Annotated in this window: 20 protein-coding genes and 1 tRNA gene; 5 read left to right on the plus strand and 16 right to left on the minus strand. The window is 58.9% G+C overall.

What is annotated here, in order from left to right:
- Window positions 1-86: 86 nt before the first annotated feature.
- The gene (locus AC1RQI_RS07190) at window positions 87-626 is read left to right on the plus strand and encodes a hypothetical protein (RefSeq protein ID WP_481904208.1); all 540 of its coding nucleotides are present in this window, start codon (window positions 87-89) and stop codon (window positions 624-626) included.
- 268 nt (window positions 627-894) lie between these two features.
- On the opposite strand, the gene gbpA is transcribed toward AC1RQI_RS07190, so the two are convergent.
- Both gbpA and AC1RQI_RS07200 read right to left on the minus strand, forming a co-directional pair.
- Window positions 895-2,337, minus strand: coding sequence for an N-acetylglucosamine-binding protein GbpA (gbpA, locus tag AC1RQI_RS07195; RefSeq protein ID WP_481904209.1), 1,443 nt, complete (start codon window positions 2,335-2,337; stop codon window positions 895-897).
- Window positions 2,338-2,645: 308 nt separating this feature from the next.
- Entirely contained in the window at window positions 2,646-3,140 is a 495-nt protein-coding gene (locus AC1RQI_RS07200; protein ID WP_481904210.1) for a type II secretion system protein, read from the minus strand.
- Between the two features lie 119 nt (window positions 3,141-3,259).
- On the opposite strand from AC1RQI_RS07200, the gene AC1RQI_RS07205 reads away from it, so the two are divergent.
- The 4 genes from AC1RQI_RS07205 (at window position 3,260) to AC1RQI_RS07220 (ending at window position 8,166) form a co-directional block, all read left to right on the plus strand.
- Entirely contained in the window at window positions 3,260-4,408 is a 1,149-nt protein-coding gene (locus tag AC1RQI_RS07205; protein ID WP_481904211.1) for a sulfotransferase family protein, read from the plus strand.
- A 79-nt stretch (window positions 4,409-4,487) separates the two neighbouring features.
- Window positions 4,488-5,651, plus strand: coding sequence for a glycosyltransferase (locus AC1RQI_RS07210; RefSeq protein ID WP_481904212.1), 1,164 nt, complete (start codon window positions 4,488-4,490; stop codon window positions 5,649-5,651).
- On the plus strand, window positions 5,651-6,412 hold the full coding sequence (locus tag AC1RQI_RS07215) for a polysaccharide deacetylase family protein (RefSeq protein WP_481904281.1): 762 nt from the start codon (window positions 5,651-5,653) through the stop codon (window positions 6,410-6,412). Before AC1RQI_RS07210 ends, AC1RQI_RS07215 begins: the two co-directional genes overlap by 1 nt.
- A gap of 542 nt (window positions 6,413-6,954) precedes the next feature.
- Window positions 6,955-8,166 (plus strand): enoyl-CoA hydratase, encoded by a 1,212-nt coding sequence (locus AC1RQI_RS07220; protein WP_481904213.1) that lies wholly within the window; start codon window positions 6,955-6,957, stop codon window positions 8,164-8,166.
- 239 nt (window positions 8,167-8,405) lie between these two features.
- Here AC1RQI_RS07220 and AC1RQI_RS07225 read toward each other — a convergent pair.
- The 14 genes from AC1RQI_RS07225 to pepN form a co-directional block, all read right to left on the minus strand.
- Window positions 8,406-8,482, minus strand: a tRNA-Pro gene (locus AC1RQI_RS07225).
- A 64-nt stretch (window positions 8,483-8,546) separates the two neighbouring features.
- Window positions 8,547-8,762 (minus strand): hypothetical protein, encoded by a 216-nt coding sequence (locus tag AC1RQI_RS07230; protein ID WP_416634138.1) that lies wholly within the window; start codon window positions 8,760-8,762, stop codon window positions 8,547-8,549.
- Window positions 8,763-8,835: 73 nt separating this feature from the next.
- Complete coding sequence (locus tag AC1RQI_RS07235; protein WP_416634137.1) at window positions 8,836-9,192, minus strand: MerR family transcriptional regulator; 357 nt, start codon at window positions 9,190-9,192, stop codon at window positions 8,836-8,838.
- Window positions 9,170-9,475 (minus strand): integration host factor subunit alpha, encoded by a 306-nt coding sequence (gene ihfA, locus AC1RQI_RS07240; protein WP_416634136.1) that lies wholly within the window; start codon window positions 9,473-9,475, stop codon window positions 9,170-9,172. Before ihfA ends, AC1RQI_RS07235 begins: the two co-directional genes overlap by 23 nt.
- 3 nt (window positions 9,476-9,478) lie before the next feature.
- Complete coding sequence (gene pheT, locus AC1RQI_RS07245; RefSeq protein ID WP_416634134.1) at window positions 9,479-11,851, minus strand: phenylalanine--tRNA ligase subunit beta; 2,373 nt, start codon at window positions 11,849-11,851, stop codon at window positions 9,479-9,481.
- 31 nt (window positions 11,852-11,882) lie between these two features.
- Complete coding sequence (pheS, locus tag AC1RQI_RS07250) at window positions 11,883-12,881, minus strand: phenylalanine--tRNA ligase subunit alpha (protein ID WP_416634133.1); 999 nt, start codon at window positions 12,879-12,881, stop codon at window positions 11,883-11,885.
- Window positions 12,882-12,977: 96 nt separating this feature from the next.
- Window positions 12,978-13,337 (minus strand): 50S ribosomal protein L20, encoded by a 360-nt coding sequence (gene rplT / locus AC1RQI_RS07255; protein WP_416634132.1) that lies wholly within the window; start codon window positions 13,335-13,337, stop codon window positions 12,978-12,980.
- 34 nt (window positions 13,338-13,371) lie between these two features.
- On the minus strand, window positions 13,372-13,563 hold the full coding sequence (gene rpmI, locus AC1RQI_RS07260; protein WP_481904214.1) for a 50S ribosomal protein L35: 192 nt from the start codon (window positions 13,561-13,563) through the stop codon (window positions 13,372-13,374).
- A gap of 55 nt (window positions 13,564-13,618) precedes the next feature.
- The gene (infC, locus tag AC1RQI_RS07265) at window positions 13,619-14,161 is read right to left on the minus strand and encodes a translation initiation factor IF-3 (protein ID WP_416635703.1); all 543 of its coding nucleotides are present in this window, start codon (window positions 14,159-14,161) and stop codon (window positions 13,619-13,621) included.
- Between the two features lie 2 nt (window positions 14,162-14,163).
- Window positions 14,164-16,095, minus strand: coding sequence for a threonine--tRNA ligase (gene thrS, locus AC1RQI_RS07270; RefSeq protein ID WP_481904215.1), 1,932 nt, complete (start codon window positions 16,093-16,095; stop codon window positions 14,164-14,166).
- A 144-nt stretch (window positions 16,096-16,239) separates the two neighbouring features.
- Window positions 16,240-18,624 carry an efflux RND transporter permease subunit gene (locus tag AC1RQI_RS07275; protein WP_481904216.1) on the minus strand — a complete coding sequence of 795 codons (2,385 nt, stop codon included), beginning with the start codon at window positions 18,622-18,624 and terminating at the stop codon, window positions 16,240-16,242.
- Between the two features lie 64 nt (window positions 18,625-18,688).
- Window positions 18,689-19,831: a WD40/YVTN/BNR-like repeat-containing protein gene (locus tag AC1RQI_RS07280; RefSeq protein WP_481904217.1), complete on the minus strand. Its 1,143-nt coding sequence runs from the start codon at window positions 19,829-19,831 to the stop codon at window positions 18,689-18,691.
- 97 nt (window positions 19,832-19,928) lie between these two features.
- Entirely contained in the window at window positions 19,929-21,347 is a 1,419-nt protein-coding gene (locus AC1RQI_RS07285) for a DUF1329 domain-containing protein (protein WP_481904218.1), read from the minus strand.
- Between the two features lie 103 nt (window positions 21,348-21,450).
- On the minus strand, window positions 21,451-24,075 hold the full coding sequence (gene pepN / locus AC1RQI_RS07290) for an aminopeptidase N (RefSeq protein WP_481904219.1): 2,625 nt from the start codon (window positions 24,073-24,075) through the stop codon (window positions 21,451-21,453).
- Window positions 24,076-24,110: the final 35 nt, after the last annotated feature.

A 24,110-nucleotide genomic window follows, 5' to 3' on the forward strand; every position in this document is an offset into this window, starting at 1 on the left:
CTGACCAGGTCGTACCTTGAAGGAACAGACCCCGAAGCACAGCGGTCTCGGAGCCTGTTCATCTGATTCAGAGCAGGAGGTGCCGTATGAAACGTCTTTTCTATCTTGTCGACCAAATGGACAACGTCGAGGCCATTTCGGAGGATCTGCACGACGAAGGCATCACGGACTGGCGGTTCCATATCCTGAGCCGGGACGATGCGGGCCTGTTCACCCGGCGGCTGCACAGCGCCACCCTGTTCGACCGCACCGATCTGGCCCGCTACACCGAGCGCGGCGCTCTTGCCGGCGCCCTTTTGGGTCTCACCTTTATTGCCACGGCCCAATGGGCCCAGGCCTTCACAATGCCCTCAGTGGCCTGGATCGCCCTCTTTCTTTTCATGACCGCAGCCGGCGCCTTTATTGCAGGCTTTGGCGGCATCGGCACCGAAAACTACCGGATACGGCGGTTCCATGATGCCATTGAGAATGGCCAGCATCTGGTGATGGTGGACGTGAAACAAAAGGATGAGCAGCGCATGAAGGAGCTCATGGCCGAACGCCACCCGGAGGCGGACCTCCAGCAGGAGACTTCGTCGTTCAATAATCCCTTCGTGGAGGAAGACGGCAAGCCCCATCTTTTTTGAAAAGGCGCCAGAGGCTGGGACCCCCAAATCAAAAGGAGACGTCAGCATGGAGGCTGAATCCCAAATGGCTCAGAATGCCAGACCAAGACTCCAAGCGATTACTTGCAGCCTATGATCGTGGATAACCAACGACTATGACCGTGCACTTACAGTGCGTTGCAGGCTCAGGAAAAGACCCTATGGAATAACACCGCCAACGGCCTGGTCCTGTTGACCCCAGGCGGCGACCCGGGTGGGCAACCGCCTGGCGTATTGGCAGGCTCTGGCTTCAGCCGTCGACGCGCTCCCAGGCGTCGCTCCAAGCACGACCAACGCCGGGCTTGTACGCATTGGCATCAACGCCACACCAGCCACTGTTGGGGAACGGCTTGCACTCATAGATGCCGCCATCCGGCCCCTTCACCCTGGTGCCGCCTTCATAGCTGTCCATCCCCTCCGGATAGACGTAATCGTAACCGGAACCGCCGCCCGGATTATCGGGCTCACTCAAACGGAACTCGAAGGTCTTCTGGATCAGCTCGCCCTGCTCGGGTTCAGCTTTCACCACCAAGGAATGCGCACCGGCTTCGGCCGGATCCACATTGACGCCGAAAGCATGAGTGGCGTCATTAACGCCAGTGTTCGCAACACCAACCAGGGTATTGGCACTGTTGTAGATGGACGCTTCCACATCGAACGCCGTATTGGTTTCAACCTGGAACGTCACCGACACGTTACCACCGTCAATGGCGTAGCTGTCTTCCACGCCGCTAACGTGGATTTCCGGTTGCTCTCCGTTGTCATCCTGCTGTTCGATATCGATCTCAGCGCGGTGGATCTGGCTCGAACGCTTCGCGAACACATCGTTCCGCCCCAGGCCGGGCTCGATAGTACCGGCGTCATTCTTGGTTCCGGCCTTCAGCTTGGTATGCTCGCTGTTAATGGACTCGGCCAGCAAACGCGGCCACACCTTCTTACGCCCGTCCGCTTTGGAACCAATGGTCATCGAGGTTTCCAGGCTCGGCTCCTCGCCTTCCAGAGTGAAGATCCGGGCGCTAACCTCGTCCCCTTGATCCAGATCCATAACGGGGTTGATGTCGCCAACGTCGACCCACTGTGAGGTGTCACCACCGTTATCGTTATCGCCATCAAATTTGACGTCGATCACCTGATAGAAGCTGTTGGCGGTATCACCAATATCCCAAACCGCCATGATCACGTGATAGCCGTTGCGCTCCGGGACATTACAGGTGTGACTGGTCGTCGTGGGCGGCTGCTCGTAATTGCCGGAGACGGTGCAGAAGGGATCGAGATCAAAGGAATCACGGCTCAGCTTGGCGTTCGGGTTCCAACCTGGCTTGGTGATGAAATAGCGCCAGTCCCGCGTGACGTGGTTGGCGGTATAACGCCATTTAAAGGTGGTCTGGCCCGCCTCGATGCTGTTTTTGGTCCAACGGCTCGCGGTTTGTTCATCGAGCTCGGAAAAGCGGCTGTTTTCGGCGCTGGCAAGCTTGCCATCGGCCGGACCGCCTTGCGGAAACCGGGCTGGACCTTCAACGCTTTGTGGCTCCCAGACGATGGCGCCGCAAGAGCCGTTTTGCTTCTCACTGCATAGATACGAGCGCGAGCCCGGCTCCTCAACATAGCCGTGGGCCATGACGCCCTGGGACGCAAACAATAGGCTCAGGGCGCACCCCGCAGTGAGACGCTTCTGGGTAATCATCGGTGTCATAAGGCTTGTCCTTAATTAGCTTCGTTTTGCTTGTTGATCCGTGTCGTTGCAACGACAAGAAGGACAATAAAGGAGCCTGTTATTCCCACTCAACCTTGTAACGCCCTCCATAACAATACGAAACGGTCTGTTTCATTACTCCTCGTTCATCAACCGCCAGGCACAATTTTCTCAATTGCAGGCTCAGACCTGCGTTATAGGGATCAAGTTTCCCTGAGCGAGCGCGGCTTTCAGAAGGTTGCGATACCAATCGGACAAAACGGGCCGTGGAACTGGAACTGATACTGGGACTCGGTCATAAACCGAGCTCAACAGTCCGAAGTGTATAACTCGATGGAAGGTGGGTCGCTGACGTTATCAGGGCGTATGTAATCGACACGACAATCTGTTGCAACACCAGGCTGGGTGAACGATTGATCGGGGTAGATCCGACGTCGACCGGTGGTGGCCACAACGTGGTAATCATTCCGCAGACGCGCTGCTCGCACGATGCCGGCATTGGTGGAATTTGGATACCCATAGGCCATGGTGATGGTTTGGCCTTCCATGGTTATCGACTCCCCGGACTCAGCCTGTGGGTCGCAATCAGACTTTATTTGGCATACCGAGTGGGCAAGCGAGGTAACAGACTCAATAGCCCCTTTCGCTGACTGTATTTTAGCTCGGTTCGCCTCGGCGTCGAGAGCCGCGAAACGCGAGAGCGCAAAGGCACTTAGAATGCCCAGAATGGCAATCACCATTACAAGCTCAATCAGCGTAAAGCCGCTGTTCCCTCGCTGCATTGAATCGTTGGTACCGCGCATTACAGACAACGTGCTGTTACAGGTAGCAAAAGTCCGGAGCCCTCCCAGGCGGCTGCAGCATCAAACGATTGTCATTTAAGCCGGCTAGCATCACCGTTTTGGACAACAACAGGAGACGCATGCTGGCGCTCGCACTCAGAAACCACCTCCGTCTACTGGGCGATTGCATTCGCGCTGGCTCGAAAAGTCAGGGACGGCTAACGCCGAAACGCGTGGCCGTTCTGCTTGCGTTTATTCCCGCCTATACGATAATCCAGACCATCAACGCCACAGGTCTGGCGCTTGACCGGGTGCTGTTCCCCGGTTTCAGGAACGTCTCCGTCAAGCAGCCGGTTTTCGTACTTGGCATGCCCAGAAGCGGCACAACCTTTCTGCACCGTCTTCTCGCCCAAGACAGCGCGCATTTTAGCACAACCAAACTGTGGGAGCTCATTGTTGCCCCCTCCATCACCCAACGCTATATCTGGAGAATGCTGGGCCGTGTCGACCGGCTCATGGGCCGTCCAGGGGGCCGGCTACTGTCCGGGGCTGAAAAAAGCGCTTTTGGCTGGTTTAGCGATGTTCACCCAACCCGGCTACAGGATGCCGAGGAAGACTTCCTGGCGCTATCCTTGATCGGGGCCTGCTTTCTGCTCATTCTCCCCTTCCCCTTTGAGAGAGTCTGGCGACTGGCGTATTTCGATGAGCAACTGAATCGCGACGAACAGCGCCAGATCATGGCCTTCTATTACGGCCTCATCCAGCGCCACCTCTACGTCCACGGCACGGACCGGCGCTTTCTGTCCAAAAACCCCTCGTTCACCCCCATGATCCGGGCCCTGGCCCGCACCTTCCCGGACGCCCAGTTCATCGCCTGTTTCCGTGACCCCCAGGCTGCCGCCCCCTCCCTGGTCAGCTCGCTTCAGGATGGGGCCCGCCTTTTCGATCACAAGAGCCCGAAAGCCACTCTTGGCCGACAGCTGATCAGCATGCTGGGCTTTTATGGGCGCCATCTTCTGGCCACACTCCCGCAACTGACGCGGGACCAATACGCCCTCGTTGCCATGGAAAACCTGACGTCGGCCCCCAAGGCGCAAACCGAACGCCTTTACGCCCGCCTCGGATGGCCTATCAGCACCGAATACAGAGCGTTGCTGAGCCGTGAACAGGTGACAGCGAGCGGTTATCAGAGCAGGCACCGCTATTCACTGGCACAACTCGGACTGGACGAAGCCACTATTGAGCAGGAACTCGGTTTTTTGAGGGAGGCAGCGGTGGGGGCAGACTAGCGCCCCAAGACGGCAATCGTCATCAAAATGTCAGAGGACTATCACGCTGCTTTCACAGCCAGCCCGGATACTGGCTGCCATGAAAAACAGTGAGCTCAGAGTCCTCTTCGTGGTTGACGCCATCCAGGGGCGCAATGGGGTAGGCACCTACTTCCAGGACCTCGTGGCCCACCTGGACCAACAGGTGGCACGGGCCGAGCTGGTTGCGCCCAGCATGGAGAACCCCAAGCCCTACCAGGGCCTGGCACTGCCTGTTCCCGGTGACCCCACGCAGAAACTGTTCGTGCCCCGGATGCGGGTCCTCACCCGCATTTTCCTCGACGTACAGCCCCACGTTGTCGTGGTCCCTGGTCCGGGCATCTACTCCCTCGCTGGTTACTGGCTGGCGGGCAAGCTGGGTATTCCGGTATGCGTTACGTACCAGACCGACTACCGCCAACTAGCCCGGATCTACTTCAACCGGACCACCGGTTACCTCGGTGGCTGCCTGATGGACTGGCTCAACCGGATCATGTTCCGCCGCGCGCAGGCAGTGGTCACGCCCAGTAACCACATGAAGGAGCAGGCAAGCGCCACCGGCATCCGAGGCGTTAAGCTGGTTGGCACCCCTGTGTCCCGAACGTTTCTGGAGCGGCCTCCATCCGGTCCGTCCGAGCAGGTCCGCTCCGTGCTCTACGTAGGCCGGCTCGCTGCCGAGAAGAACATTGAGGCCTTCATCGAGCTGGCCCACCAGCGTCCGGATCTTGAGTTCATTCTGGCAGGCGATGGGCCGCTGAGAGCCTTTGTTGAGGACGCAGCCCGCACACACGACAACCTCCTCTTTCTGGGCTGGTTGCCCCGGACAGCCGTTATCGACTGGCTGGACCGGACAGACGCCCTGATTCTTCCTTCCTCGGTGGAAGCGTTCGGTACCGTGGCACTCGAAGCCATGGCGAGGCAGCGTCTGGTTCTGACGTCGCCCCATTGCGGCATCAACCAGTGGCCTGAGTTACGCGAGAGTCTTTTCTCAGCCCAAGACGATGAACCCCTTGGTCAGGCTTTACAGCGGATGGAAACTCTACCGGCTGGTCAACGGCACGCACTCGCGCTAAAGGCCCGGGAAGCCGCTGTGCAGGTCAACACCAGCGCCGTAGACCAATGGCTTAATGTCCTGCGGCAAACCGCGACCAAGCGGCAACCGAAAACGGACCGCCGCCCTTCAGGAACCGTGGCCTTGCTCAGGCGACTGGATGGGCGCTCGTGATGGCAAGCCACTCTCCCCGCGAAGCAACAGGACTCTCCGCCCTGGTTTCCGTGCACGACGTTATGCCCGAGACACGGCCAGAGGTTGAACGCCTATTGCAGCGCCTGAATACCATTCCACCGCCGGCTGTCGCCCTCCTCGTTGTTCCTGGACGAAACTGGACTCACGCGGACCTGAGCTGGCTGCGCAGCCTCTCCCAATGCGGCTACCCCCTCATCGCGCACGGCTGGCACCATGAATGTTCCCCGCCTCGTACGCTTACACACCGGCTGCACAGCCAACTGCTTTCCAACCGGGCTGCTGAGCATCTGTCACTCAGCAATACCGGCATTACCCAGCTGATGCGCGATTGCCACGCCTGGTTCCAGGAGGTGGGACTGACAGCTGCCAATGTTTACATACCGCCCGCCTGGGCTCTGGGGCCAGTCACCCGTGACAGCCTCAAAGCCACCCCCTTCCGCTATGTGGAAACACTGCGCGGTCTCTACGATACCCACACCGGTCGCTGGTACCACTTGCCAGTAACCGGTTTTGAAGTGGACCGCTGGTGGCGAGCAGCCCTTATGCGAATGGTTAACCATGTTACGGCCTGGTGGGCGGTCCGGCGCCGCAAGCCCTTGCGCATCGCCATTCACCCCCAGGACTGGCAATACCCCCTGGCCAACCAGCTGGACGCTTTGCTTGACCGGGTGGAACGCCATGACACCTACCCAGAACTGACAAGCACGCTTTTGTCACACTCTCCAGAAGAGCTCGTTTGAGAAAGGGGAGCACCCTCGCCCTCAAGACACCTTAGGATATCGTCTGGGGTGTCGGGGTTGGCCTCCAGGGCCTTTTGGCCAGAGCTTCCCAGGCTCCGCCCCGTTGCAGCTTGGGGTGGCGCCTGCAGATCATTTGCCAGATACCATTCTGTTTTGACGGCCTCGATCCGGCAGTCAAGGTCCCGCAGCTTTGCCCGGTCGTTGAGGTAGGCTTGACCCTCAGCGCACAGAAGGCGGGACAGAATATTGCTTCTGGCCTTCTCCAGGTTCCGGAGCCGTTGCTCAAAGTAGTGCAGATACCCCATTGGTTAACCCCATTGGCATTCGCGTTTCCGTCCATTCTCAGGTGACAGTATGGACCAACACGACGTGCCCGCTCCGGTGGTTCCTTAAAGTCAGAACTCTGAGAAGCATCACCCATACCGGAAACAGATGTGCCTTGAGCAGACAGCCAGTGGAACTCCGCTTCTGTGAGGGCTGTTGGCCTTGTGGCATCCTTGGCATGTGCTTAGGGTCACAACAAGAGTGAGGAAAGAAAACCTATGAGGGATACCCGATACGGCGCCAAGTATTCCAATGCGTATGTTCAGCAGCTTCTGGGATCAGTCAGACGCATTGCCATGGTGGGTGCCAGCGCTGACCCGGCCAAGCCAAGCAATCAGGTGCTGCAGTTCCTGACTGAAGCCGGGTACGAGGTGATACCGGTCAATCCCCGGCCGGATGTAACTGAAATCTGCGGCCTAAGAGTCTATCCATCACTGCAATCCATCGAGCGGCCCGTGGATATGGTGGACGTCTTTCGGCCATCCAGTGAGTTGGAGCGGATCGTCCGTGACGCTCAGCAAATCGGCGCCAACGTATTCTGGGCACAACTCGGAGTCCACGATGAAAAGGCTGAACGCATTGCTGAACAGGGTGGCATGAAAGTGGTGATGGACCGGTGTCCCAAGATTGAACTGGCTGACCCCATCCTCCTGCAGGAAACCAGCAGTGAAGGCGTCCTGCGCCTGACCCTGAACGACACCGAGCGGCGCAACGCCCTCTCGATGGATATGCTGACACAACTGAGGACGGCTCTGGATGAGGCAGCAGAGGATGCATCAGTCCGGGTCATCATTCTGGCTGCCAACGGTCGAGCATTCAGTGCCGGCCACGATCTCCGTGAGATGACACAGGCACGCCAGGCCCCGGATGGCGGTCGGGCCTTCTTCGAGGACACGATGGCCGCATGCTGTGGTCTCATGCAGGGAGTTGTAAGCAATCCCAAACCCGTAATCGCCGAGGTTAATGGGGTTGCCACGGCTGCCGGCTGTCAGCTGGTTGCCAGCTGTGACCTGGCCTATTCCTCCCCTTCCGCCCGTTTCGCAACCCCGGGTGTCTCGATCGGTCTGTTCTGTTCAAGCCCGATGGTGGCGCTGTCCCGGAATGTTGGAAACAAGGCAGCAATGGAAATGCTCCTGACGGGGGAGATGATTGATGCGGAGCGGGCGGCGGCAATTGGCCTGATCAACCGGGCCGTGCCAAGTGAACAACTCAGTGACTACACCCATGGGATTGCACAGACGATTGCCTCGAAATCCAGCATGACCCTGAAAACCGGCAAGGAAGCATTTTACCGGCAGCGGGAAATGTCACTCGCTGAGGCGTATGAATACACTTCCAGGGTCATGGTCGATAATCTTATGACGCATGATGCGGAAGAAGGCATCAAGGCTTTTATCGAGAAGCGTGAACCGCAGTGGTCGGATCAGTGAATAGAGGAACCACATGGGCGAAAACCCTGTCTTCGTGAAGCTCTTGGTACTCCGCGTAAAGCCGGTACTGATCGGGGGCAAGATAGGCGCGTATAGATTCCGTGACTTCTGACTCAAAGTGGATCGATCAGCAGGGGGATCAGCGCGAGATTGCCAAGGCCGTAGGGCCTGAGTGTGCTGAAAATGTGCTGGAACCTACAGGAGGCAGCGTTAAAACACTGAAATAACTGGAGAGGAATTGGTCGGGGCGGCAGGATTTGAACCTGCGACCACCTGCACCCCATACAGGTGCGCTACCAGACTGCGCCACGCCCCGACCGAAGGGTGCTGCGCGAACAGCGGCGCAAATAATAACGAATGGAGCCCGGAAATGAAAGGGGTTAGTGCAACGCGCGACCCAATTCCTTTAACGCCACCAGCCGGGTGATGTAGGAGACCTTCACTCCCAGAGCAAAGATCAGCATCGTAACGTGAGCCGCGATCTGACCCGCCATGCTGATGTGATCAGCGAAGGGATAAGCCATGAGCACGCAGGCACCAATGATCATCAGACTCAGCGCAAGCGCACTGTTGGCCATGACAAGCAGCTTTTCCATAGGAACACCCTTTTTTGATTCATATCAAATGAATCATATTAGAGGAAAGGGTGTCCTGTTTCAAGGTACCCCTTCAGGTGTTCAGGACGTCAAGCACATCCTCAAGCTCGGTGATCATCTGCCGGATGAGCTGTTTGTACTGGGTATCCTCTTCCTTGGTCTGCTCGCTGCTGAGCCTTTGCTTGGCCCCGCCAATGGTGAAGCCCTGATCGTACAAAAGGCTCCGTATCTGGCGTATGAGCAGAACATCCGCACGCTGGTAGTAGCGCCGGTTCCCCCGCCGTTTGACTGGATTGAGCTGGGGGAATTCCTGCTCCCAGTAGCGCAACACGTGCGGCTTCACATAGCACAGCTCCGCTACCTCACCAATGGTGAAGTAGCGTTTGCCCGGAATGGCTGGCAGTTCGTTATTGTGGCTGGGTTCCAGCATAGGCTTCTACTTTCTGCTTGAGCTTCTGGCCGGGCCGGAACGTTACCACGCGCCGTGCGCTGATCGGGATCTCCTCCCCCGTCTTGGGGTTGCGCCCCGGGCGCTGGCGCTTGTCCCGCAGATCGAAGTTGCCGAAGCCGCTGAGCTTTACCTGCTCATTTTGGCCCAGCGCTTCGCTGATCTCACCGAAAAACGCCTCGACCATCTCCTTGGCTTCCCGTTTGTTCAGGCCCAGCTCCTCATAGAGCCGTTCCGCCATATCCGCCTTGGTCAGTGCTGCCATTCGCTAACTCCTTAACTCAGCTCCCAGCCTTGTGTTCAGTGCGCTGGTAACACCATCCATCAGTTGCTGGACTTCCTCGTCACCCAGGGTGCGCTCCGGATGCTGCCAGAACAGGCTCAGCGCCAGGCTCTTACAGCCTTCCTTTACGTGCTCGCCCTGATAAACGTCAAACACCCTGAGCCCGGTCAGCAGCTCACCGGCCGCTCCCCGCGCCACGTCCTCAACGGCTGCCCATTGCGTTTCCTCATCCACAAGCATAGCCAAATCACGGCGAACTTCAGGGAATTTTGAAAAAGCTTGAAAATGAGGCACATGCCCGCTGAGAACTGTGTCCAAGCTTAGTTCATAAAGACAGACGTTGCCATTCAGATCCAGGGATTTCTGAATCGCTGGATGCAGGGTCCCGATCCACCCCACCGGTTGATCCCCGCTGTAGATTCGCGCGGATTGCCCGGGATGCAGGGCTGGATGGCGTTCCTGCACAAAACGCAGGGTCTGGCCAAGCATGGTGGCCAGGGACTCAAGATCCCCCTTGGCATCATAGAAATCCACTTCACGGTTGCCATTCACCCAGTTTTCACTGGCGACCGGCCCGCTGAGCACCACACTCAGCATGCTTTCCTGCTCGATGGCTTGTCCCTTGCGCTCGAACCTCAGACCGGTCTCGAACAGGCGCACCAGATGCTGCTGACGCTTCTGGTTGTGCGACAGCGTGTCGAGCAGACCTGGCCAGAGACTGGTCCGCATCACCGCCATGTCCGCGGAAATGGGGTTGGCGAGCTCAATGCTTTCCGCTCCGGGCATCAACTGCTTCTGGCGTTCAGGGGCCACGAAACTGTATGTGATGGCTTCCTGGTAACCCAGAGCCACCATGTGATCCCGGACCCGGTCCAGTGGACGGTTCGCTTCCGGCTCGGTCCGCAGCCGCAGCCGCCCTTCGGGCTCGGTAACGGGCATGCGGTTATACCCATAGATCCGCCCGATTTCCTCGATCAGGTCAACTTCCAGCGCAATATCGAAGCGGAAGCTCGGAACCTCCACCTCCCAGCCATCGCGGTACAGGTGCACCACCCGCAACCCGAGACGAGCAAGGATTTCCTCGATGGTTGTCCGGTCGATGGTCATGCCCAGAACCGAACTGACGCGCGCCTCCCGGAGATGAACGGTGGTTTGCCTGGGCAGATGCTGCTCATTAACCACTTCAATCACTTCCCCGGGCTCGCCGCCCACAATGGCGAGCAGCAACGACGTTGCCCGCTCCGTGGCAGCCCGCTGCAGCTGCCAGTCCACGCCGCGCTCAAAGCGGTGGGAGGAGTCCGTATGCAGCCCGTGCTCCCGGGCCTTTCCGGCCAGGGTTATGGGGTCGAAGAACGCACTCTCCAGCACAATGTCCCGGGTCTTGCCGGAGACGCCAGAGCCTTCGCCGCCCATGATACCGGCCAGGGCCAGGGGCTTGGCGTGATCAGCAATCACCAGGTTATTACTCGCCAGGGTCAGCTGTTGACCATCCAGTAGCGTCAGGGTCTCCCCCTCACTGGCCATGCGTACGACGATGCCCCCCTGGACATTGGCCCGGTCAAACGCATGCATGGGCTGGCCGAGCTCCAGCATCACGTAGTTGGTGACATCCACCACCGGGTCAATGCTCCGGATACCGGAACGGCGCAGGCGCTCCTTCATCCAGACGGGGGTTTCCGCCGCTACGTTCACATTGCGGATGATGCGGCCAACGTAACGCGGGCACCCGGCGGCGGCATCCACCCTGACTGAGGGGATCTCGGAATGGACGGCCGGCACCGGATCCGGCACCAGATCCTCAAAGGGCTCCTCGGCCAACGCGCCCAGATCACGGGCCACGCCACGCACCGACAGGCAGTCGCTCCGGTTGGGAGTCAGATCCACATCCAGGCTCATGTCATCGAGTTGCAGCCACTCCCGCAGATCCGCGCCGGGCTCTGCCCCGCTCTCAAGCTCCATCAGGCCGTCACCGGCGTCTGAGAGCTCCAGCTCGGATTCGGCGCACAGCATGCCGTTCGAGGTCTGCCCCCGCACCTCGGTACGCTGGATGGCCATCCCCCCGGGCAGTGTCGCGCCAGGCCGCGCCAGGGGCGCCTTGAGCCCAACCCGGACATTGGGCGCGCCGCAGACCACATCCAGGGTCTGCTCGCCGTCCCATACCTGGCACAAGCTCAGCTTGTCCGCTTCCGGGTGGGGATCAACCGCCTTAACCTCCCCCACGACGACGCCTTGGAAATCGCCAGCAACCGGCTCAACCTCATCCACTTCCAGGCCGGCCATCGTAATGGCCTCAACCAGCTCGTTGCTGCTCATGCGGGGATTAACCCATGCCCGCAACCACTGTTCGCTGAACTTCATCGGTCTGAATCCTGTTTATTCCACTCGGGCTTCAACGGAACTGGCGCAGGAAGCGCAGATCGTTCTCAAAGAACTGGCGCAGGTCGGTCACGCCGTAGCGCAACATGGCCAGGCGCTCTACGCCCAGGCCGAAGGCAAAGCCGGCCCACTGCTCCGGGTCCACGCCACAGTTGTCAAACACCCGCGGATGGACCACGCCACAGCCCATTACTTCCAGCCACTTGGTGCTGCCGTCCGCTTCCCGACCCCACTCAATGTCCACCTCCGCGGAGGGTTCCGTGAACGGGAAATAGGAGGGACGGAAACGCACGGCCAGATCCTTCTCAAAGAACGCTCTCAGAAACGCCTCAATGGTGCTCTTGAGATCCGCGAAACTGGCGTGGCGATCCACCAGCAGGCCTTCCACCTGATGGAACATGGGCGTGTGCGTCAGATCCGAGTCACACCGGTAAACGCGCCCGGGGCAGATCATCCGGAACGGTGGCTCTCCGTTTTCCATGGTACGGATCTGTACCGGGGAAGTATGGGTTCTCAGCACCGTTCCGGGATTGAAATAGAAGGTGTCGTGCATGGCCCGGGCCGGGTGATGAGGCGGTATATTCAGGGCCTCGAAGTTATGGTGGTCGTCCTCGATTTCAGGGCCTTCCGCCACCTCATAGCCCGCGCCACCGAAAATCGCCTCGATCCGGCGCAATGTCCGGGTGACTGGGTGCAACCCTCCCGCCTCACGACCGCGACCCGGCAGGGTTACGTCGATTGATTCAGACGCCAGCCGGGCCTCCATCGCCTCGGCTTCGAGATGCTCCTTTTTCTCGGCGATCGCGTTCTGGACCTGCTCTTTGGCCTGGTTGATGCGCTGACCCGCCGCGGGGCGTTCTTCGGCACTCAGCTGGCCCAAGGTCTTGAGCAGGGCCGTGAGGTGGCCTTTTTTGCCCAGATAATCAACGCGGACCTGCTCAAGCTGCTTCAGGTCTGTGCTTGCCTCAACCGCATTCAGCCCCTGCTCAAGAAGGGATTCCAGGTTCTCCATGCAATGGACTCCAAAAAAATAGGGGAAGAGCGTGCTCTTCCCCTACTGATCCAGGTTGGGCCCTGACGGGCCGGTTTTCAGCGGACGATGAAGAGCTCAGGCCGCCAGAGCGGACTTGGCCTTTTCCACCACTGCCGAAAACGCCTGCTTTTCGTTCATCGCCAGATCCGCCAGGACCTTGCGATCAACTTCCACGTTCGCCTTCTTCAGGCCCGCGATCAGGCGGCTGTAGGACAGCCCATTGGCGCGGGCGCCGGCATTGATACGGGCGATCCACAGCGCGCGGAACTGACGCTTACGCTGCTTACGGTCGCGGTAGGCGTACTGCTTGGCCTTGATGACCGCCTGTTTCGCAACACGATACACGCGGCTCCGGGCACCGTAGTAGCCCTTTGCCTGCTTCATAATCTTTTTGTGACGACGACGCGCCACGACACCACGTTTAACGCGAGGCATAATCCAATCCTTCTATCTACTGACCTTGATACTGTTACTGACGAAGCATGCGACGGATATGAACCTCGTCGCTCTTATGCACCTGAGTCGTGCCACGCAGCTGGCGCTTACGCTTCGGCGTCTTCTTGGTCAGGATATGACTGGTATGCGACTGTTTGCGCTTGAAGCCGTTAGCCGTCTTCTTGAAGCGCTTGGCCGCCCCGCTGTTGGTTTTCATCTTGGGCATTTCAACTACTCCGCATTCGAGATCATATAATGGATGACGGCTCGCAGAGAGGCCGTCATTTCTTTTTGCGGGGGGCAACCACCATCGTCATCTGGCGACCTTCCATCTTGGGCCTTTGTTCGACCTGAGCCAGCTCCTCGATATCAGCTTCGACCCGCTGCATGAGTTGCATGCCGATTTCCTGGTGCGCCATCTCACGTCCGCGGAAGCGGATGGTGACCTTGCCTTTATCCCCCTGTTCAAGGAAACGTATCAGGTTGCGCAGTTTGACCTGATAATCCCCTTCTTCAGTTCCAGGCCGGAATTTAACTTCCTTGATCTGGATCTGTTTCTGCTTCTTCTTGGCGGCTGCCCGAGCTTTTTTCTCCTCGAACAGCTTTTTGCCATAGTCCATGATCCGGCAGACCACGGGATCCGCATCAGACGCCATCTGGACGAGGTCCAGCTCCGCCTCCGCAGCTTTCTCCAGCGCCTCCTCCAGAGGCACGATACCCACTTGATTGCCTTCTGAATCGATCAGGCGAACTTCGGATGCTTCGATGTTCTCGTTGATCGGTGGACGCTGGTTGCGGCCACCACGCGGGTTCGATTTTTTGATAGTTAGGTCTCCGTTTCGACTCTGCCCTTACGTTTGGCTTCCGTCTCCAGACGGCCCTGGAATGCTTCCAGAGTCATGGTGCCCAGATCCTCGCCGCTGCGGGTCCGGACAGCCACCTCGCCTTTTTCGACTTCCTGATCGCCAACCACGACCAGGTAGGGTACCTTGTCAATTGTGTGCTCGCGAATTTTAAAGCCGATCTTCTCGTTTCTCAAGTCAGCATGGGCGCGAAAGCCCTTTTCCTCAAGGGAATGAGCCACATTCCGCGCATAATCAGCCTGGCTGTCCGTGATATTGAGAACCGCCACCTGCGTGGGCGCCAGCCACAGCGGGAATGCGCCCTCGTACTCTTCAATCAGGATACCAATGAAGCGCTCGAACGACCCCAGGATAGCACGGTGCAGCATCACCGGTGTCTGGCGGCCCTGCTCCTGGTCCCTGGGCACATACTCAGCACCCAGCCGTCCCGGCATGGCAAAATCCACCTGAATGGTGCCGCATTGCCACACCCGCTCCAGGCAGTCCTTCAGTGAGAACTCGATCTTGGGGCCATAGAAGGCGCCCTCGCCCGGCAGCAGTTCCCAGTCCACCCCTTCGTTGTTCAGGGCGTCTTCAAGCGCCTTTTCGGACTTATCCCAGATCTCGTCCGACCCAACCCGATACTCCGGCCGAGTGGAGAGCTTATACTGGATCTCCTGGAACCCGAAATCCTGATAGACCTCATGCAGGAGGTCGATAAACGCCGAGACTTCGCCCTGAATCTGGGACTCCTCGCAGAAGATGTGGGCATCATCCTGGGTAAAGCCGCGGACCCGCATCAGCCCGTGCAAGGCCCCGGAAGCCTCATTCCGGTGGCAGGAACCAAACTCGGAAAGCCTCAGGGGGAGATCCTTGTAACTCTTCAGCCCCTGGTTGAACACCTGCACATGGCAGGGGCAGTTCATGGGCTTGATGGCGTAGTCGTACTTCTCCGACTCGGTTGTAAACATGTCATCCTGGAATTTCTCCCAGTGCCCGGACTGTTCCCACAATGTGCGCGACACCACCTGTGGGGTCCGGATTTCAGCGTAGCCATGCTTATGAAGCTTGGACCGCAGGTACTGCTCAATCTGCTGGTAGACGGTCCAACCCTTGGGGTGCCAGAACACCATGCCCGGGGCCTCTTCCTGCATGTGGAAGAGCGACAGCTTTTTGCCGACCTTGCGGTGATCGCGTTTTTCGGCTTCCTCAACCCGCTTCAGGTAGGCCTTGAGCTGTTTCTTATCCGGCCAGGCCGTACCGTAAACCCGCTGGAGTTGCTCATTATCCGTATCGCCCCGCCAATAGGCACCGGCCACGCGCGTCAGTTTGAAGGCACCAAGGCGCCCGGTGCTGGGCACATGCGGGCCACGGCACAGGTCGATGAAATCGCCCTGCTTGTAGAACGACAGTTCTTCTTCACCCGGGATGTCATCAATAATCTGGACCTTATACGCCTCGCCCATTCGATCAAAGAGCTTCTTCGCGCTTTCACGGTCCATTACGGAGCGCTCAATGGGATAATCCTCCTTGGCCAGCTCCGCCATCCGGTTCTCGATCTTCTCAAGATCGTCATGCGTAAAGGGACGGTCATACTTGAAGTCGTAATAGAAACCGTTTTCCACTACCGGCCCAATGGTCACCTGGGCGTCCGGGAAGAGTTCCTTCACCGCCTGCGCCATCAGATGGGCCGTGGAATGGCGGATAACCTCGATGCCCTCTTGATCCTTGCCGGTCACGATCGCGACTTCGGCATCATCCTCTACCGTATAACCGGTATCCACAAGGCGACCATCCACCTTACCGGCCACCGCGGCCTTGGCCAGGCCAGTCCCAATACTCTGGGCAACTTCCTCAACAGTGACGGGATGATCAAAAGTGCGCTGACTGCCGTCCGGCAGGGTAATCTCAGGCATACAAAGGCTCCTGGTCAGTGGTGATCCCCACGAAAGATCACGTGAATGTCGGGGAAAGGCGGATTCTAACAATGCAAATGCCTCACGGCCATCCGGATTCGCCATGAATCCGGTGGCACGTGGGCCATAGAGCAAAGGGCAGCTCTATTTCGGCCGGCTTCCTGCCTTCGCGGCCATCTTCTCGGGTTTCAACAGGAACCGTGCCAGGGCCGGCATCAGCCAGATGGCCCCCACCATGTTCCAGAGGAACATAAAGGTGAGCAGAAGCCCCATATCCGCCTGGAACTTGATGGGTGACAGCATCCAGGTGAACACACCCAACGCCAGGGTGATGCCGGTAAACGCGACAGCCTTGCCGGTACTGCGGAGTGTCTCGAAATAGGCCTCCTGCAGTGGGTAGCCCTCCTTCAGGAAGCGCTCCAGTTTGCTGAACATATAGATGCCGTAGTCTACACCGATGCCAACACCCAGCGCGATGACCGGCAGCGTCGCCACCTTGATGCCGATGCCAGCCTGGGCCATGAGCGCTTCGGCAATCACGGAGGTCAGCCCCAGTGGCAGGACGACGCAGAGCACGGCACGCACGGAACGGAAGCTGATCAGGCAAAGCAGCGAAACCACCCCGTAAACGGCCAGCAGCATCTTGTTCTTGGCGGCAGCGATCACCTCATTGGTGGCCGCCTCCACACCGGCGTTACCCGCCCCAAGCAGGAAACGGTGCTTATCGCTGTTGTGCTCAGCCGCAAAGTCTTCAACCTCGGATGTCACCCGCCGCAAGGTCTCCGCCTTGTGATCCTCAAGGTAAGCCACCAGCGGCGTCAGACTGCAGTCGGTGTTGATGAGCCCACTGGGCGCCCGCCGTATGGAGGCATTAATGATTGTCTGGTTCCGGGAAATCTCATACCAGTTCCAGTTGCCCTCGTTGAGCGCCTGGGTCACGATCTTGGAGACATCCGCCAAAGACCCAGTGGAATCCACGCCTTCCGTGTTCGCAAGCCGCCACTGGAGACGGTCGAGCGAGCGCAAAACCGGATATTCAGTGCAGGTCTCTGGCGGCGTTTCCACCATGACCACCAGCACATCCGCCGACTGGCTGTAATGCTCAACGATGAAGCGGTTATCCTGGTTGTAACGACTTTCCGGCCTCAGCTCAGGCGCACCATCATCCAGGTCCCCCACTTTGAGGTCCTGCTTGTAATACAGGGCCACTCCCAGCCCAACCACGGCAATCAACAGTGAAATGGGCGCCGCACCGGGATGCGCAAAGTAGGACATGACGCGCCATTTGCGGTCCGCCCCACCTTCATGGTTCTGCACATGCTTCACGCCCCCCTTGGTGATGCCGATGTAGGACATGATCACCGGATGCAGGACCAGGTTGGTGATGATGATCACCGCCACACCAATGCCCGCGGCTACTGCCAGATCCCGGATTACGTCAATCTCGATGAACAGCAGCGTCAGGAAACCAAAGGCGTCACTTATCAGCGCCACGATGCCCGGGATATAGAGAGCTCGGAACGCCAGCCGCGCACTGGTGAGTGGATCAAAGCCCTTGGCCGCCTCCAGCGCCATGGCATTGACCACCTGCACGCCATGACTGATCCCGATCGCAAAGACGAGAAAAGGAACCAGCACGGAATAGGGATCCAGGCCATAGCCCAGCAACCGCAGGATCCCCATCTGCCAGACCACGGCAATGATGGAGACGACCACCGGGACCATGGTCCCCGCAATGCAGCGCGAGTACCAGAACAGGAAGAGTGTGGTTAAGACAATGGTGATCAGCGCAAACAGCGCAACTGACTCGATGCCTTCAATGAGGTCCCCGACCAGTTTGGCGAAACCGACAATGTGGATATCAATGTTCGGATTCTGTTCTTCGAACTGCTGACGGATCTTCTCCTCGAGCTGGCGAGAAAATTTTCGATAATCAATGGGCTCACCCGTTTCCGGGTTTTTATCGAGCAGCGGCGCGAAGATGATGGACGAGCCAAAGTCGTCGGCCACCAGGGACCCGATCTCGCTGGAACGCAGCACGTTATTGCGCAGCTGTTCAAGGGAATCCGGCGAACCGTCATAGCCGTCCGGAATGACGGTACCACCCTGGAAGCCTTTTTCGGTCACCTCCTGCCAGCGCACATTGGGCGTCCAGAGCGACTTCAGGCCCGACCGGTCGACCCCGTTAAGGTAGAACACCTCGTCGGTAATCTTTTCCAGGGTCGCCATGTATTCCTTGTCAAAGATATCGCCATTCTCGTTCTCCACCGCGATGCGGATGAAGTTGCCGAGATTATCCAGATCCTCCCGATGCTTGAGCATGTTCACGATGTAGGGGTGCTCAAGCGGGATCAACCGTTCAAAACTGGCGTCAGGCTGGATCTTGACCGCGTTGTAGCCAAGAAAGCCGGTCAGGAGCAGAAAAAGGACCAGTATGATTGCCCGGTTGTTAAAGATCAGACGCTCGATGATGGGCTCGGCGCCCGCCTTGGGTGAGCGCCGTTCGCCGCCGGATTGCCAGTCAGACATCAAGTAAACCCTCAGAAACCATTTTGCTGGACGTTATTGTTATGGGCCGGTAATGGGCCGAAGCCTATGGCTTCGGGTCCCGACCCTGGCGATCGGCGCGCACTGCTCCCTTTTCCCCAACAAGGAGCAGGCCTCCCTCGGGAACCAGGCGCACGCCCAGATACGAATGCCTGGATGGCCGTATATGGGATGAAAAGCTCTGACCGCCGTCATCGCTGTACACAACAGCGCCATCATTGCCAACGAGGGCGATTTCGCCCTTGCCATTCACGTGCGCCGTGTTGAGGGTTCGATTGGTGGAGACTTCGACCGAATGCCATTGGTCGCCGTTTTCGGAGCGATAGATGTTACCGCGGAGTCCGTAGGCCAGGACTCCGCCGTCACCAGTGCCAGTTACTCCGAAGAAGGAACCGCGATAGCCTGGCTCAACCAGCTCCCAGCTCTCGCCCCGGTCGGTGGAACGGAAGACCCGCCCAGACTCGCCGGCAATATAGAGGTCTCCTCCTTCTACCTGGGTGATGCCGTTGAGGTGAAAGCGATCCGGATTGTCCATGGAACCAACAGCGGTCTGCCAGCTTTCACCGCCATCCTGGGTGCGGTAGATGTGACCGTAGGACCCTACCGCAATCCCATGCCTGGCATTCTCAAACCAGACGTCGAGCAGGGGCTCCCAGGGGCCAAACCGCTCCAGGTCCTCTTTCAGCGCATCACGAGTGAAAACGAGGCCTTCCATTTTCCACTCAAGATCAGCGATGCGGTCCTCATCATCGGCTGCCTCGATCTCGGCCTCCATCTCCTTGATCTGTTGCTCATAGTGGGCAATAACCTGCGGGATGCCTTCACGGCCATCAAACTGGTGGGTCCAGCTTTCGCCGCCGTCACTGCTGTGGAGAATCACGCCGCTATGCCCCACAGCCCACCCCTGTTCGGCATTACCGTCAGGAAAATCCACGCCGGTCAGGGTGGTGGAAACCGGCACATCGGCCTGCTCCCAGCTCTGCCCGTTGTCATCGGAATAGACGATATGGCCACGCTCGCCCACGGCAACCAGCCGCTCACCGGCATACTCCACATCCAGAAGGAGGGACTCGGCGGCGAGATCCGTTTCCATGGCCGGCACCTCCAGCACATCGCCGACCCCATAAGCCGCACCCGTGCCAGCGAAACCCAACACCGCTGCGAATCCCATGCCGAGGAGCCGTTTCATTGATCGAGTAATCATTCAGACTGCCTTTATAACTGAACTGACGATTGGCGGCGCCACTGCGCAGGCCCGGGCAATACCGGGCCCGCGCCAAGAGTGATCAGCGCCGCCCGCGACGCCGCAGCGCCTGCGGGGAAAAATAGCGCCTGTTGGGAATCCGCCTGGAGAACTCCATGGTCTGGCCTTCCTCGGTATCCAGGCCCTGCACGTGGTATCGCTTGGATTGGAGGTCATGGAACACATCCATCGCCGACCAGACGGTCGGCACCTCGTAATAGCTCTTTTCCATTGCCTGGCTGACCCGCCAGAGCTCACCGCGCCCGTCATACTGGTCAACGCTGACAACCTTCCAGCTGTCAGCGTCGATATAGAACACCCGCCGCGAGAAGATATGGCGCTCTTCCGGTTTCAGGTTGGCTTCCACAACGTGCACCCGGTGGCGCTCCCAGCGTTGCAGGTCCGGATTCAGGTGGTGGGTGCCAAGGATCCTGTCGTACGACAGCCCCTCCTGCGCAATCTTATAATTGTTATAGGGAATGTAGAACTGCTGAACACCACGGTGGCGCCAGTTGTAGCGATCCATCGCGCCATTGAAGAGATCGGTTTCATCCGCCGTACGCAGGCCATCCGCTGCGGCAATGGGGGAGTCGTAGGCCAGGTTGGGCGCGCGCCGGACCCGGCGCTGGCCGGCATTGTAGCCCCACGCCCGGCGCGGCTCCTTGACCTGGTTCAGAGTCTCGTGAATCAGCACCGCCCCACCGGCAAGACGCGGCGGCGAGGTTGTCTGGGACAGGTAATAGAACAGGGTATTGTCGAGCGTGCTTTCGTCGCCTTCCGGGTTGTAGAAGTTGAAAAAGAGCTCGTGCTTGGCCATCGTCAGGCTGTAATCACCATCCGTTTCAACGGCAACCTCGCCCTGACGCCGTTCCAGAAAGATACCGCGCCAGCTGGTCAGATGGTTCCACATCGCCTGTTTGGCCTGCTCTTCATTACTGCCATGCAGAATCGGGAATGGAATGCCCCCATAGGCGTTTTTGATGCCGTTCCCGCCAGCGGCTAACTCCGCATCAGTCGCATTGTCTTCAATGTTATCCAGAATCCAATCCGGCCAGGCCATTGTTCGGCGGGACGGATAAACATTGATCTCATAGGTGTCGGGGTAGGTCTTGAGCAGCGCCTGGGTTCCCTTGGTCAGGTACTCCTTGTACTGCTCCATGTTTTCCGCGGTCACGGTATGACGGATCTCATCATCCGGAAAGGGATTGGGATGGAAATCGCCAGAGCCACCATAGTTGACATCATCCGGAGGCTCACTCAACCCGCCTTTGTAGGCTGGAATCACACCATCCGCGCTGCCGTTGCGTGGCGCTCCGAAACGGGTCAGTTCCTCGCCGCCAAGCTGCGCTGCCTTGGCAGCGGAAACCGCCGCGGACGAGCTGCCGGAAACCAGCATGACCCCGGCGGTCAAGGCCGCAATAAAGGCGCTGTGAAGACGTGGTGCTTCTTTTCGCATCATCATGATCCTGTGTTGTTGCACTCCGGGCCGCGGCAATGGCCCTGCGTGCAGACACGACTCCCCGAAAGGGTAGCCGACTGCCCCAGTTTGTCCATTCACCAGCCCATCACCCGGACTCGTCCAGACTCTTGGTGACCACTTCGTATAGATCCCGGGAAAGATCTGGAAGTTCCCGGAGTTCTCTCAGCACACCAGCCATGGAATCACGCAGGTGGGGGGCATACCGCCGCCACCGGGTCAGCGGTTGGGCCAGCTGTGCCGAGATCTGTGGATTCAATGCATCCAGCTTTCGGATCTGTTCGCCCAGAAAGCGGTGACCACTCCCATCCCCACTGTGGAAATGCCTGAGGTTCCGCCCCGCAAAGACGCCGATAACCATACGAACCTTGTTGGGGTTTTTCCAATCAAAGGCGGGATGCCCCAGCAATTCCGTGACGCGCGTCACATCTCCAACCCAGGAACTGCCGGACTGGGCCGCAAACCATTGCTCCACCACCTGGGGATCGTGTTGCCAATCATTGTAAAAGCGCGCCAGCACGCTCTCCCTTTCCTCGGCGAAGGGTGAATCAACCAGCGCTTTCAACGCCGCCAGGCGGTCCGTCATGTTGGTAGCCTGATCAAACTGGCGCATCGCCTGGCTGCGCCCCTGTTCGTCCCCGATCCGGGTAAGCAGCGCCAGTGCGCTGTTGCTCAGCGAGCGCGCCGCCACCTGCCGGGGCTCAAACGCATAGGCTTCTTCGGGGTGGTGGTCATGGCGTACCTGCAACAGCTCATCCCGCAAAGCCGTGGCAACGGCCCGTTCAACGTGGTGACGGGCCTGGTCAATAGCGGCCACGTCGGCTTCATCCGTCAGTTCAATGAGCCAGGCCGTTGAAGGCAGCGCCAGCATCCGGGCCACCATGGCCCGATCCAGGCCCTCGGTTGTCAGCAGGGTTCGATAGGCGTCGATCAATCGCGGATCCACGTCAGTATCCCGCCCCTGCTGGACTGACAGGATCACGTCCACAGCCAGTTTCTGCCCGGCATCCCAACGATTGAACCCGTCCGGGTCATGACTCATCAGGAACTTGAGCTGATCGCGGGTCCAGGGGTAATCCAGTTTTACCGGCGCCGAGAAGCCACGCAGCAGAGAAGGCACCGGGCGTTCGCTCAGCCCGGTGAAATGGAAGCTGTGTTCCTGCCCGGTCAGCTCAAGCACCTGTTCCGTGTTACCCGCTTCGTCCAGCGGCACTGGGTTGCCGTTGCTGGCGAGCAGGCCCATCCGGACCGGAATATGGAACGGCGCTTTATCCGGTTGACCCGGCGTGGGCGGGCAGGACTGATTCAGGGTCAGCGTGTAGGTTCCGGTTTGTGCGTCGAAATGATCCGTGACCCGCACCTCCGGCGTCCCGGCCTGGTCGTACCAGCGCCGGAACTGCGTCAGGTCCCGGCTGCTGGCATCTTCCATGGCGGTCACGAAGTCGTCCGTGGTCACGGCTTGCCCATCATACCGGGCAAAGTACAGGTCACTGCCCTCCCGGAACATCTCCGGCCCCAGCAGGGTGTGAATCATCCGCACCACTTCGGCGCCTTTCTCGTAAACGGTCAGGGTGTAGAAGTTGGAGATCTCGATGTAGGAGGCCGGCCGCACCGGATGGGCCATGGGGCCTGCATCTTCAGCGAACTGGGCCGTACGCAGCATGTTGACATGATCGATGCGCTGGACGGTGGGCGATCCCATGTCCGCAGAGAACTGGTTATCCCGGAAAACCGTGAAGCCTTCCTTGAGGCTGAGCTGGAACCAGTCCCGGCACGTCACCCGGTTGCCCGACCAGTTGTGGAAGTACTCGTGGGCGACGATGCTCTCGATACGGTCATAGGTGGCGTCGGTCGCGGTGTCGGGGCTGGCAAGCACACAGGAGGAGTTGAAAATGTTCAGCCCCTTGTTCTCCATCGCCCCCATGTTGAAGTCGTCCACGGCCACGATCATAAAGATGTCCAGATCATATTCCCGGCCGTAAACCTCTTCGTCCCAGGCCATGGCCTTTTTAAGCGATGCCAGTGCATGCTCACACTTGGCCTCGTTACGCGCCTCCACGTACATGCGCAGGTCAATGGTGCGCCCGGAACCGGTCACGAATTCATCCCGTTTTTCCACCAGGTCACCCGCAACCATGGCAAACAGGTAGCTGGGCTTGGGGTAGGGGTCTTCCCAGGTCACCTGGTGCCGCCCCTCGTCCAGTTCCCCCCAGTCCACAGGGTTACCATTGGCCAGCAGCACCGGATAAGCCGCCTGGTCCGCTTCAATGCGGGTCCGGTAGCAGGCCATCACATCCGGGCGATCCAGAAAGTAGGTCATGCGCCGGAACCCTTCCGGCTCGCACTGGGTGCAGAACATTCCGGAGGACTGATAGAGCCCTTCGAGCCGGGTATTGTCTTTCGGGTGGATCCGGGTGGTGACGTCAAGATGGAACTGCTCAGGCACGCTGGGAACGGTCAGGGACGTCTCATCAACCTGATGGTTCTCCACCGGGCGGCCATCGAGCATCAGTGACTGCAGCTCAAGGGCTTCACCGTGCAGCACCAGGTTGCGTTCGTCAGACTCGTCCTCTGGGTTACGGCGGATCTGCAGACGCGAATGGACCAGGGCGCTGTCTTCAAAAAGCTCGATGCGCAGATCAACATGATCAATGACAAAGGCGGGGGCGCGGTAATCCGCCAGGTGAACGGCCTGGGGTTGCTCTGCTCTCATGACGGAACTCTTTGTTGTTGGTTGGTTCTGTTGGC

This window comes from Salicola sp. AFF1 (assembly GCF_056783195.1).